This window comes from Aliidiomarina taiwanensis, from assembly GCF_003987015.1.
GTDB classification, from domain to species: domain Bacteria; phylum Pseudomonadota; class Gammaproteobacteria; order Enterobacterales; family Alteromonadaceae; genus Aliidiomarina; species Aliidiomarina taiwanensis.
Map to the genome: position 1 here is coordinate 177,886 of NZ_PIPQ01000003.1, position 12,383 is coordinate 190,268.

Sequence of the window (12,383 nt, forward strand, 5' to 3'; positions counted from 1 at the left end):
TGTTTAACCGAATTTTTTAGGCAACAACTTACCCAAGCAGCTCGCTCAGTTGTTGATGAATCGCTTCAACCTTCTGCGTACCGTCTAGGCTGTGAAACTTCACCGTACCCTGTTCAGCAAGCTTTTGGTAGTAGCTCACCAAAGGCTCCGTTTGTTCGTGGTAAATCGCCAAACGCTTCCGCACGGTTTCTTCTTTATCGTCGTCACGTACCAGTAAGTCTTCACCAGTTACGTCGTCTTTGCCTTCTACTTGCGGTGGGTTGTATTCCACATGGTAAACACGGCCAGAACCAGGATGCACGCGGCGGCCCGCCATACGCTGAACAATCACGTCGTCAGCCACATCAAACTCAAGCACAAAGTCCACGTCAATGCCTGCTTCTTGCATCGCGTCTGCTTGTGGAATCGTGCGCGGAAAGCCGTCCAATAAAAAGCCATTTTTACAGTCGTCTAGCGCAACACGCTCTTTCACCAAACCAATCATAATGTCGTCAGAAACGAGCTGGCCCGCATCCATTACCTGCTTCGCTTTCTTACCAAGCTCTGTACCTGCTTTAATGGCCGCACGAAGCATATCGCCCGTAGAAATTTGCGGTATCTTGTAGGTGTTCATAATAAATTGTGCTTGAGTGCCTTTTCCTGCGCCCGGCGCCCCCAGAAGGATAATGCGCATGGTATGTCCCCTCGTGAATGATTGGTGAGTTCAAAGAATTAGCGCAACTTTACCCGATAGCGCTCCGCTAGGCAACGGAGCATCCAACGAAAAACCCCGCTTGAATTAAGCGGGGTTAATTTCTACTATCGGCTTACGCCTTTATGAACGGCTCAGACTACGCCAGTTTCAGTAATAAGTCGTTCATACGACGTACAAAGCTGCTTGGGTCTTTCAAATTACCCCGCTCGGCCAAGGTTGCTTGGTCCAGCAACAGCTCCGCCCAGTCAGCAAATTGCGCTTCGTCTGTTTCGTCCGCAATACGAGTCACCAAGGGGTGCTCTGGGTTCAACTCCAGAATGTACTTGGTTTCTGGTACCTTCTGACCCGCCGCTTCCATCAGCTTGGCCATTTGCGTGCTCATATCGTTCTCATCGGTCACAATACATGCCGGCGAGTCCGTTAAGCGGTGCGTACTACGGACCAACTTCACCTTATCGCCCAGCGCTTCAGTAAAGCGCTCCACTACAGGCTTAAAGGCTTCATCTGCAGCTTCTTGCTCTTTCTTGTCTTCTTCTGTGTCTAAGTCACCTAAGTCAAGATCACCACGGGTTACCGACTGGAACTGCTTGTCTTTAAACTCCGTGAGGTGCGTCATCAACCATTCGTCAATACGGTCGGAAAGCAACAACACTTCCACACCTTTCTTACGGAAGATTTCCAACGACGGGTTATTGCGCGCCGCTTCAAAGCTGTCAGCCACAATGTAGTAAATCTTGTCTTGGCCTTCTTTCATTCGCTCAAGGTAGTCGTCTAGCGACACACGCTGTTCTGCAGTGTCCGTGTGCGTAGAAGAGAAGCGCAACAACTCAGCAATTCGTTCTACGTTGGCTTGGTCTTCTGCTGGGCCTTCTTTTAACACAGTACCAAAGGCATCCCAGAACGTGTTGTAGGCGTCCACGTCGTTTTTCGCTAAACGGCTTAGCATACTCAGTACACGCTTGGTGCTGGCTGAACGCATAGAGCGAGTAATTTTGTTGTCTTGCAAAATTTCACGCGACACGTTTAATGGTAGGTCGTTCGAGTCGATCAAACCACGGACAAAGCGCAGGTACGGCGGCATAAACTGCTCTGCGTCGTCCATAATAAAGACCCGCTGCACATACAGCTTAATGCCCTTTTGCGCATCACGATTCCATAAGTCAAATGGCGCGCGCTGCGGAATATAGAACAGGCTGGTGTACTCGTGCTTACCTTCTACCTTGTTGTGACTCCACACCAATGGGTTTTCAAAGTCATGGGCCAGCGACTTGTAAAATTCGTGGTGCTCTTCATCCGTCACTTCGCTGCGGTCACGAAGCCACAGTGCTTTACCTGCGTTAATGGTTTCCCACTCGCCAGGTACAGCCGCAATTTTCTCACCGTCTTCCCCTTCACGCTCTGGCTGCTCGTCTTTCCACATTTGCACCGGCATGTTCAGGTGGTCTGAATAACGGGTAATAATTTGGCGCAAGTTCCAGGTCTCTAAAAACTCTTCCGCGTCGTCACGTAAGTGCAGAATAATGTCCGTTCCGCGGCTTTCTTTTTCAATTTCCGCTAGGGTGAACTCGCCATCACCTGCCGACTTCCATTCAACCCCAGCCGACTTGTCGACACCTGCAGCACGGGAACGTACGGTGACACTGTCGGCCACAATAAAGGCCGAGTAAAAACCAACACCAAACTGGCCAATGAGTTGTGAGTCTTTGGTTTGATCGCCAGAAAGCTGGCTAAAGAATTCTTTGGTGCCCGACTTCGCAATGGTTCCTAGGTTCACCAATGCTTCGTCTTTGGTCATACCTATTCCGTTATCGCTCACGGTCAGCGTACGGGCTTCTTTGTTTACGCTAACGCGCACATGTAGGTCTGGGTCGTCTTCAAAAAGGCTGGTATTTTCGAGCGCTTTAAAACGTAATTTGTCCGCCGCGTCCGAGGCGTTGGAAATAAGCTCACGTAGGAAAATTTCTTTGTTTGAATACAGCGAATGAATCATTAAATTCAATAGCTGCTTTACTTCTGTTTGAAATCCATGTTTTTCTGCAGTTGTATTATCAGCCATGGCTGAGTCTCTCCTGATCATACGTTATTTAAATGAACGTTATGAAGGAGATGGGGACTCAGCCTGGTTTTTTCAATCCTTTCGCCATTAAACTTTTTTACGGCCCTGAAAAGCATGGCCCAAGGTGCGGTGATCCACATACTCCAGCTCACCTCCCACAGGCACGCCATGGGCAATCCGACTAGTGTCAATTTGGTAGCGCGCCGCAGACTCTGCAATGTAATGCGCCGTGGCTTCACCTTCAACCGTGGGGTTGGTGGCAAGAATAACCTCTTGAATATGGCCTTGTTGCAAGCGTTGCTCGAGTAAGTCTAAGCCAATGTCTTTCGGGCCAATGCCGTCTAACGGCGACAGGTTACCCATTAAAACAAAGTATTGGCCATGAAACTCCCCAGTTTGCTCAACGGCAATCACATCTGCGGGTGACTCAACAATACACAATACACCTTGCTCCGCCCTTTGCGGGTCAAGGCAAATAGCACACACTTCACCTTCGGTTAAGGTGCGGCACTGCTGACAGCGCCCCACCACCTGTAAAGCATGCTCAATACTTGCAGCCAGCTTTTCAGCCCCGCCCCGCTGCCGTTCAAGCAGCATAAAGGCCATTCGCTGTGCTGTTTTTTGGCCTACGCCTGGCAGCACCCGCAAAGCCTGAATCAGCGAAGCTATCGCAGGACTAAAACCGCTCATTAAAATGGCATCTTAAAGCCTGGTGGTAAACCCATACCACCGGTAACGTCCGCCATTTTCTGCTTCGACGCTTCTTCCACACGGCGCACTGCGTCGTTGGTTGCCGCAGCAATTAAGTCTTCCAGCATTTCACGGTCATCTTCATCGCCAATAATGCTTGGGTCAATTTCAACACGCTTCACATTGTGGTTACCGTACATGGTCACTTTTACCATGCCAGCACCTGCTTCGCCTGTTACTTCCAAGCTTGCAATTTCTTCTTGGGCTTTTTGCATGCGCTCTTGCATTTGCTGCGCCTGCTTCATCATATTTCCCATACCGCCTTTAAACATGTGCTTCTCTCTTTTTCAGTACAAATAAAGTCAATTATACACTGCCCATGCAGCGTACGTATCATAACAGCCTCAATCGCGTGGTTGAATACTTCCATCCACCAGCTCCAGTTCCAGGGCTGCTGTTAAGGCTTGAATATCGTCGTGTTGTTCTACATAGCTGGCCGCAAGTTGCAGTCGGTAACTGTCAATTTCTTGCTGAATCATAAAGGGCGTGTTCTGCACCTCACCAAACTCAATGGTTAAAGGCGCATCCCCTATCAGCTGTTGCAGCGTATTCGTTAAGTGCTGCTCGGTTTGTGGCGACCATAAGGTTTGCTTGTTGCTGCCTATGGTGAGCACATAACCGCCAGCCTGCTGCTTTAAGTTCGAATGCAGTAATAACTGTCGTACTAAGCCTTGCGGCTCAATACCAGCAATAGAAGCACTCCAGCCGTCAATGTCAGCGGCTTCTCGTACCTGGGGGGTAAGCTCTGCCCGTGGTGCCTGTAAAGCGTGAACGTGCTCCGGCACCAAAACCTGTGGCTCAGGCGCCGGTTCAGGCTTTGGGGGCGGGCTGTCCGCTCTCGGAGTAGGTTCCGCAGTTGTTGGGATTGGCTCTGAAGCCTGCGGTGTCGGCGGGGTTGCCCCACTGTCCGTACCCGCTAGTAAGTCACGGGTCGCCAGCAAACTGGCTAACGGGTCTTCGGCCACCTTCTCCGCCGTTGCCGCAGGCTGCTCAACAGCAGCTGCTGGCGGCTCTACCATAGGCTCTGGCTGCGATGGCGCTGGCACGTGTTGCGCACTCGCTTGTTGCAAAATAGCGTCTTGCTGCTGCACGAGTTCCGCTTCATCCAGGGCTGTCGGTGGCGGCGTAGGCTTCGCTGGCATACGCGGCGGTGTTGGCGGTGCTGCTTGCACCGGTTGCTCTGCTACCTGCTCTGGCTGCTGTTGCGCCACTTCTGGCTCTGCCAAGGTTGGCTCAGGTTCAGGCTCAGGCTCTGGTAAAGCTGGTTCACCATGACTTGCAGGTGCCGACGTTTGCAAGCTCGATGCCGTCACAGGACGAAACGTCAATAACCGCAGCAAGGTCATTTCAACAGCTGCAAAGGCGTCTGTGGCTAATGGTAGCTCTCGGCGCCCTTCCAGCACCATGCGGTACCATACTTGAATTTGCTCAGGCGCTAATAAGGCAGCCAGCGCCTGCATGCCTTCTTGGTGTTTCACTAAACCCGAGTCTAAATAATTCGGCGCGATTTGTAGCAGCGCCAATTGGTGTAGTAAATTTTGCAGCTCATTCAGGACATCACTAATGTCCGTCATCCGGTCAGGCAGGCTACGCAAGTGTTGTAACGCTTGGTCCACCTGCCCCTGTGCTAAATAGTTCAACAGGGCAATGTTATCACGTGGGTCTAAGCGACCAAGCATCATGGCCACGCCTTGTTCGTTGACTTGGCCGTCCCCTTGAGCAATCGCTTGGTCAGTCAGGCTTAAAGCGTCGCGCATACTGCCACGGGCTGCCCGTGCTAACAGCTCAAGCGCACTCGCTTCAAAAGGAATAGACTCGGCGGACAATACCTTACTTAACTGCCCCGCAATTTCTTCACGGGTTAAAGCACGTAAGTTAAATTGCAAACAGCGCGACAGAACCGTGACCGGTAATTTGTCGGGCTCTGTTGTGGCGAGTAAGAAAATAGCGTGTTCAGGTGGTTCTTCTAAGGTTTTGAGTAAGGCATTAAAACTGTGTCGTGAAAGCATGTGCACTTCGTCTATCAAGTACACCTTATACCGACCTGAAGTAGGTCTATATTGCACATTCTCAAGAATTTCGCGTGTGTCTTCCACCTTGGTGCGCGACGCCGCGTCAATTTCTAGCAGGTCAACAAAGCGGCCCTCATTAATTTGAACACAGGCTTCGCACTCACCACACGGATTAGGGGTAATACCTGTCACACAATTCAAACTGCGAGAAAGAATACGGGCAATGGTGGTTTTGCCCACTCCTCGGGTACCTGATAATAAGTAAGCATGGTGTAGTCGTTGGTGGCGAAGCGCATTACTCAACGCTTGCAGCACATGCTGCTGGCCCACCACTTCAGAAAAAGTACTTGGACGCCATTGTCGTGCTAACACCTGATAACTCATCATCACCCCTGTAATGTGCTGCCTAACCTTCTGCACTCGCGCTCTGGTTTATGCTATCGCGTACGCGTTAGTCGTATGCCACCATGGCATAGCTTGAAATACCTTTTTCAGCCAAACGCTTACGGCCTGGCAAATATAAAAGCTCTGCTACAAATGCTGCTTCTACTATGGTCGCTTCGGTTTTTTGTATTAAGTCAATGGCAGCACTCATTGTGCCCCCAGTGGCTAACATATCGTCCATCACCACCACTCGGTCACGGTGGGTTAAGGCGTCTTTATGCAATTCAAGGGCACTTTCACCGTATTCCAAGGCATACTCTTCGCGGTATGCGTCGCGGGGCAACTTGCCTTCCTTACGAATCAAAGTAATGCCTATACCAAGTCTGTCCGCTAGCGCAGCTGCAAATAAAAAGCCACGCGCTTCGACCGCTACAATTTGCGTAAGACCATAGTTTTCATAGCGTTCGTGTAATAAGTCAATGCTATAGCGCAGTGCCTTTGGGTCGGCAAGCATAGTGGTAATATCACGAAACACCACCCCTTTACTGGGGTAGTCTGGTACATCCCGAATAGTGTCGGCAATGTACTTTCCGCGCAAATCTGCGCAAGCATAGTGCGTCATTAAACAATATCTCGTTGTCGATAGGAATTTAAAAGCTGCAGCAGGCTCTCGTCTAGCGGCTTGGCCAATACATGGTCGGCTCCCACACGTTCTGCGCGCTCCCTCACTTGCGCCACGTCACCTGTGGTCATTAAGCATAGGGGCGTGTTCTTATAGCTTGGCAACTCACTTAAGTTACGAATAAGCGCTATACCGTCCATTATTGGCATTTTGTGATCTGTTAGTACCACGTCGAAGGGCTGTTTTTTGGCTAAGTTCAGTCCGCCTAAACCGTCCTCTGCTACCGTCACCTGAAAATATGCTGGGTTCAACATGGCCAATACCGACTCACGCGCACGGGCGTTGTCGTCCACCAGCAAAACATGTAACACCATAGTTTAATCCCTTAAAACAACACAAAAGGTGTTATTAAGCGCCAAATACCAGCATAAGAACACGCAACAAAGGCGTTAACAGCGCAATGCCAACAAAGGCTAGTACACCTAATACAATGTGTAAAACCCCTGCTTGTTCGTATTTTGTATTATCTAAAGTCATTATAAATACCCTATAAAAAAGAACCTTTATGATGCGCATACTAACCGATAACAGGCTTTTTTGGAAGGTAAAGTCTTAGGCTTAAGCCCTTGCTTAGCCCATTTTGGTGCCAGCGGAATTCTGCAGCAGACACAAAAAAGCCCGCCGAAGCGGGCTTTTTAAAAACAGAGTCAACTACAGGTTCACACCACGTCGTTGAGCGGTTTCACGAATGTAACCAGCCCAGTTCTCTGCATTACGGCGAGTTGCCGAATAGCGAGCCGCATTTTCCATCGCTGCAATAGCCTGACGGTATTGCTTCGCGTTGAAATGTGCTTCACCGAGAGACATGTACAGTCGACCTGCATCCGCACCCTCAGCAGCACCTACATCAAGGGCACGTTGGAACGACTGTGCCGCCTTGCTGTATTCATCCGATAATGCATAAGCATCACCTTGTGAACGGTACGCTTTCATGAGCTCTTCGTCGTCGTCAGTAAACTTCACAACTTCGTTGTACGTTTCAGCTGCACGCTCAAACTCACGAGCGGTGTAGTAGCTACGAGCCGCCGAAGCCCAGTTCGAACGCGTTGCTTCAATCTCGCCCGACTTCAAGTGCTTCGTCATAATCTCGCCAGCGTAAAACGGAATGTTGCTGTTCGAGTACATTTGCACTAGGTAGCGGTAGTCTGAAGAACGGTCCAAGTAACCCGCGTCGTATGCAATGGCAAGTGTTGAAAGCGCTTTGTCATACTGTTCGTTCATTGCATAGAACATACCTAGCTGGCTCCACCAGCGGGTTTGCTCAGGCAATACAGTGACACCTTCTTCCAGTACTTTGATAGCGTTAGGAATATCATTTAACTCAAAGTACGCACCTATCATTAATACATAGGGGTTACGGTTAGGCTCGTCGTAGTTTTCAATTGCTTTGCGAGCAAAAGGTATAACTTGGTTATAGTTCTTTAACTCCATGTGCGCAGCAGCCATTCGGAATAGAATTTCCGGCTCCCACTCACCAGCAAACTGAAGGTAGCGTTTAAATGTTTCAATCGCATCTTCAAAGTGCTCTTCTTGAAGCTGAAGGTTACCGAGCAGTTGTAACGACTGCTTTTGGTCACCATAACTTAAAATGTCATACGCAACTGCTTCACGAAGAAGTTCAAGAGCCTTTTCAGGCTGTGCTTCTTCGTCTTCAAGCGAGGCATACATAGTACCTAGAAAGCGGCCAATATAAGCGCGCTCGTAGTCACTGCGAGGTGACAACTCTTCTAGAACCACAATAGCCTGTTGAATTTCAGACGCTTCGTAATGCTCAAACGCTTGCACAACGGCACGCGCTAGGCGGTCGCCTAAAGCGTGCGAGCGGCGGTTTTCCTGCATGGCTGTCACTTCTTCCTGGGTAGGAATGGTGAAGCCAACATCCGCCTGTTGAGCTTGCGCTGGAAGGAATGCCATACTCAGCAACGCAACCGCAGCACATAGTGTTGTTGTTAAACGCATCATGAGTGATTAACCCCCTTCCATTGTGAAATCAAGCTGAACCGTCATACCTTCTTGACGAACTGGCACACCGTCAACCATCTTCGCGGCATAACGCCAGCGACGAAGGGCTGCTCGTGCCTCGCGGTCGAATACACGACGCGGCTCTGCCTCAATGATTTCGATATCTTCAACACCACCAACTTCGTTAATGGTGAAGCGCAAACGCACCCAACCTTCAATACCGTCGCGCGCAGCAGCTGCCGGATAACGAGGTTCAACACGCACCAGCGGTTGAGCATCACCATCACGGGACATACCTGCGCCCGGGCCGGATAGGCCGGTATCACCAGCGCCAATGTTCACGTCACCTAAGTCCAAGTTAAAGCTTACAGCATCATCTGTCGCTTGTGGCTCTTGTGGTGGACTCTCCGGCGGCGTTTCTGGCGGCGGTGGAGGTGGAGGCGGAGTACGACGACGAGCGTCAACTTCTTGGTCCGCCTGCGTTTGTACAATATCGATCGTAGCAGGAGCTTCAGGCGGTTCGTTCCGCTGTTCTCCGCCACTAATCAGGAATGCCATTAAGACAAACAGAGCGAAGGTGACAGCAGCGCCTAGTAATATTGATACTAATACGCGCACCATAATTAATCGTTCTCCGCTGCTATTGATATTTGAGCAATACCTGCTTCTTTAATTTGGTCCATGACCTTCACTACAATTCCGTGCTTCGCGTTGTCATCAGCCTGAATAACCACCATATCGGTAGGCTGTTCTGCTAATAAACGCTCAAGGTTTGCAGCAACTCGTTCTACATCTACCTGACGACGGTCCATCCATACTTCACCGTTCTCGCGAACAGCAATAAAGATGTTAGCCGAAGGCTTAGATGTCGCTTGTGAAGCTTCAGGACGATTTACATCAATACCTGCCTCTTTCACAAACGAGGTCGTTACGATAAAGAAGATCAACATGATAAATACGATGTCGAGCATCGGCGTCATGTCGAGTGTTGCTTCTTCTTCTTCACGAATACGTTTACGTGCCATAATTTTACTCTCTTAATGATGAGGCATACTGTCGATTAGCTTCGATTTCTCGCGCGCGACGCGAACGTCAAGACGCTGAACGAAGAACATGCCCGACAATGCTGCCACCATTCCAGACATGGTCGGAATAGTCGCCATTGAAATACCGCCAGCCATCAGACGTGGGTTACCTGTCCCCTGCACCGCCATAATTTCAAATACTGAAATCATTCCGGTGACCGTACCAAACAGTCCGATAAGCGGACAAATGGCAATGGTTGTCTTTAGCAGCAGCATCCGCGCTGTTAAGTTGCTCGACGCTTCTGAAATCCATGCTTCACGGATTCTATGTGCGTACCAGGAGGTTTTATCTTCCCTAGCATTCCAATTCTTGATGATCTGCTCCCGCTCGCGCGGGAACACACCAAGGATGTACCAGTAACGCTCAACCATCACAATCCACATAATGAGAAGCGCTACGGCTACTAGGTAAAGTACATTACCACCAGTGCCAATAAAATCCCTGACAGTTTCCCAAAGGCCTATCAGGTACAATTCCATGGCTTACTCTCCTTTCGCTGCTTTAGGAGCCGCATGTTTTTCAGCATGCTCTGCAACAATACCCGCAGACTGCTCATCTAAGATATGTAGAACATACTTACTACGACCAGCAACGATGCTATGAACAATAATTAAAGGAAGTGCCGCAATCAGACCAAGCGCTGTTGTTACAAGTGCCATTGAAATGTCACCTGCCATGATGCGCGGGTCACCCGTACCGAATAGAGTAATTGATTGGAACGTACCAATCATACCAATTACGGTACCTAGTAGACCCATAAGCGGTGCAATAGCAGCTAGAATCTTGATAATGTTCACACCTGACTCAACCTTTGGTGTCTCGCGAAGAATTGCTTCGTCAAGTTTCAACTCAAGGTTTTCAGGGTCAATGTTCTTGTTGTCGTGGTAAACCTTCAAAATACGACCCAGTGGGTTGTTCGGTGAAGGGTTAGCAGTGTTCTTCAACTGTGCACGCATTTTGTTACCAACAATTGTTAGGGTAACTAGCTTGTAGATAGCAATGATGAAACCAAGAACAAGCAGAACGGTAATGGCGTAACCTACGGTTTGACCGTTGTGGTAGTGCTCCATAAGCGTTGCTTTTTGCGTTAGTAGGCTCAAGATTTGACCACGTGCTGGGTCAATAAATACGCCTGCATATCCGCTTTCTAGGTTTTCAAACTTCTCTACCGCGCTCAGTACGTGACCTGCTGGTTGACGAGCAATTGGCTGCATTTGGCCAGTTGTGTCGCTGTACAGTAGGTACTCGCCATCTGAAATAAGGTTGAATGAACCAATACGAATAACGTCACGAACTTCTGAACCACCACCTAGTAGCGTTACTTCGCCTTTAAAGCGAGAAACGTTACCCGACTCAGACATTTCTGTCAGAAGGGCTAACCATAGTTCTTCTAGTTCAGAGATATTTGGAAGTTCACGTGCTTCTGCTAGGTTTTCTAGCACAAGGTGACGGTCTGGGAACTGGGCACTGACCACAGACGTTGAAATACGACCGATGGTGTCTGCAGCAGCTCCACGAATTACACCGAAAATTTCACCTAGAGTACCAATCATGTTGTCGAGTTCGACTTCTTTGGCAGCAATGGTGCTTTCGTTTTCAGAGTATTCTTGTTGTAAACGCTCACTACGCGCTTGCTCATTCGCTAATTGCTGTTGAGCTTGGCGTAAAAGTGCTTGCTTGTCTGCACGCTCTTGACGGAACGCACGCTCACGCTCTTGGTCAATACGCTGAGCAGCTTGGCGGCTCTGTTGAACCTGCTGAAGCAGTTCTTCTAAAGTTTTCGCTTCTTGCGCTGAGGCAGAAAAAGCAGCACCCGCAACAAGCGTTAAACCTGCAATGGCGCTAATTAAGGTTTTAGTTACTTGTTTCATTCTGCATTCTCCGCGGCAAATACTGGTAAGCGAACGATATCAAACGCAGTTTGACGACGAGACATACGGATAGCCTGAGTTAACGGGCTAAGGAAGCTGTCATCCACTTTCTGCCAGTTACGGGCTGTGTTATCCCATAACCATGCGCTCTTGCCGTCTAGCGACTGAGCCATTAACGTCACACGACCCATGTGGAAAAAGTCCACAGCAATTTCTTGGCCGTCAATGTTTAGGTTACCACTGTATGAATTCGGCCCAATACCGTAATCCATTTCAATTTGGTACGCCTCAATGATCAAACGGAACTTTTCAGAATCCGTCACATCAGAACGTGTCATGGTTTCACGTAGACGCTCAACACGACGCTCGCGCGACTCGCTATGAATTGGAATGTCCAACTCTACGAATGTGTCGAGGGCATCGATCATTTTGTACATTAGAGGTACAACACCTTGACGCGTCTCTTCGATTCCATCGATTTGACGTTGTAAAGAAGCGATTGTTGCGTTTTGGTCGTCAACTAACTTCTGTACGTGGTTGTTGTACACATTAAGTGCTTCGTATTCAGCGACTACGCTACGGTATTCACCAAGTAGCTCGCGGCTTTGATCGAACAAGGAATCAATCCGGCCTTGAGACGCTGCTTGATTACGATGAGTCTGATTTTGCTCAGACTGCAGCTGCTGAAGGCTTGGGGTATTAGCTGCCGCTAAACCGCTTCCCGCCAGCGCCATCACACCAACCATAGCGGCGGCGATTTTGCTTCGTTTGATAACTGTGGTCATAGTTCCCAACCAATTTGACTTAACTTAGCCTTCACATCTAAGTATTAAATAAAGACAACCTTATTTAATAATAGGTGAAGGTCCTCGTTGTGTGAGTGATG

14 protein-coding genes are annotated in these 12,383 nt (G+C 49.2%); all 14 read right to left on the minus strand.

The genetic code is table 11. From position 1 onward, the window contains the following. Positions 1-28: 28 nt before the first annotated feature. The 14 genes from adk to CWE15_RS07585 all read right to left on the minus strand — a co-directional run bounded on the left by adk (position 29) and on the right by CWE15_RS07585 (position 12,282). Positions 29-673 (minus strand): adenylate kinase, encoded by a 645-nt coding sequence (gene adk, locus CWE15_RS07525; RefSeq protein WP_126757465.1) that lies wholly within the window; start codon positions 671-673, stop codon positions 29-31. Between the two features lie 157 nt (positions 674-830). Next, positions 831-2,750 carry a molecular chaperone HtpG gene (gene htpG / locus CWE15_RS07530; protein ID WP_126757466.1) on the minus strand — a complete coding sequence of 640 codons (1,920 nt, stop codon included), beginning with the start codon at positions 2,748-2,750 and terminating at the stop codon, positions 831-833. Between the two features lie 87 nt (positions 2,751-2,837). Then, on the minus strand, positions 2,838-3,440 hold the full coding sequence (recR, locus tag CWE15_RS07535; RefSeq protein WP_126757467.1) for a recombination mediator RecR: 603 nt from the start codon (positions 3,438-3,440) through the stop codon (positions 2,838-2,840). Then, positions 3,440-3,772 carry a YbaB/EbfC family nucleoid-associated protein gene (locus tag CWE15_RS07540; RefSeq protein WP_126757468.1) on the minus strand — a complete coding sequence of 111 codons (333 nt, stop codon included), beginning with the start codon at positions 3,770-3,772 and terminating at the stop codon, positions 3,440-3,442. The genes recR and CWE15_RS07540 overlap by 1 nt, the downstream gene beginning before the upstream one ends. A 72-nt stretch (positions 3,773-3,844) precedes the next feature. Next, the gene (gene dnaX / locus CWE15_RS07545) at positions 3,845-5,932 is read right to left on the minus strand and encodes a DNA polymerase III subunit gamma/tau (protein WP_126757469.1); all 2,088 of its coding nucleotides are present in this window, start codon (positions 5,930-5,932) and stop codon (positions 3,845-3,847) included. A 31-nt stretch (positions 5,933-5,963) separates the two neighbouring features. Then, positions 5,964-6,518: an adenine phosphoribosyltransferase gene (locus CWE15_RS07550; RefSeq protein WP_126757470.1), complete on the minus strand. Its 555-nt coding sequence runs from the start codon at positions 6,516-6,518 to the stop codon at positions 5,964-5,966. After that, complete coding sequence (locus CWE15_RS07555; RefSeq protein WP_126757471.1) at positions 6,518-6,892, minus strand: response regulator; 375 nt, start codon at positions 6,890-6,892, stop codon at positions 6,518-6,520. The genes CWE15_RS07550 and CWE15_RS07555 overlap by 1 nt, the downstream gene beginning before the upstream one ends. 34 nt (positions 6,893-6,926) lie before the next feature. Then, positions 6,927-7,055, minus strand: a complete 129-nt coding sequence (locus tag CWE15_RS12130) for a hypothetical protein (protein ID WP_275065508.1) — start codon at positions 7,053-7,055, stop codon at positions 6,927-6,929. Positions 7,056-7,229: 174 nt separating this feature from the next. Beyond that, positions 7,230-8,540: a tetratricopeptide repeat protein gene (locus CWE15_RS07560; RefSeq protein ID WP_126757472.1), complete on the minus strand. Its 1,311-nt coding sequence runs from the start codon at positions 8,538-8,540 to the stop codon at positions 7,230-7,232. 6 nt (positions 8,541-8,546) lie between these two features. Beyond that, complete coding sequence (locus CWE15_RS07565) at positions 8,547-9,161, minus strand: TonB family protein (RefSeq protein WP_126757473.1); 615 nt, start codon at positions 9,159-9,161, stop codon at positions 8,547-8,549. 2 nt (positions 9,162-9,163) lie between these two features. Beyond that, positions 9,164-9,565, minus strand: a complete 402-nt coding sequence (locus tag CWE15_RS07570) for an ExbD/TolR family protein (protein ID WP_126757474.1) — start codon at positions 9,563-9,565, stop codon at positions 9,164-9,166. Positions 9,566-9,577: 12 nt separating this feature from the next. Continuing rightward, positions 9,578-10,105 (minus strand): MotA/TolQ/ExbB proton channel family protein, encoded by a 528-nt coding sequence (locus CWE15_RS07575; protein ID WP_126757475.1) that lies wholly within the window; start codon positions 10,103-10,105, stop codon positions 9,578-9,580. A 3-nt stretch (positions 10,106-10,108) separates the two neighbouring features. Continuing rightward, the gene (locus tag CWE15_RS07580; RefSeq protein ID WP_126757476.1) at positions 10,109-11,497 is read right to left on the minus strand and encodes a MotA/TolQ/ExbB proton channel family protein; all 1,389 of its coding nucleotides are present in this window, start codon (positions 11,495-11,497) and stop codon (positions 10,109-10,111) included. After that, a complete protein-coding gene (locus CWE15_RS07585; RefSeq protein WP_126757477.1) occupies positions 11,494-12,282 on the minus strand; it encodes a DUF3450 domain-containing protein in 789 nt (262 codons plus the stop codon). The genes CWE15_RS07580 and CWE15_RS07585 overlap by 4 nt, the downstream gene beginning before the upstream one ends. Between the last annotated feature and the right edge of the window lie 101 nt (positions 12,283-12,383).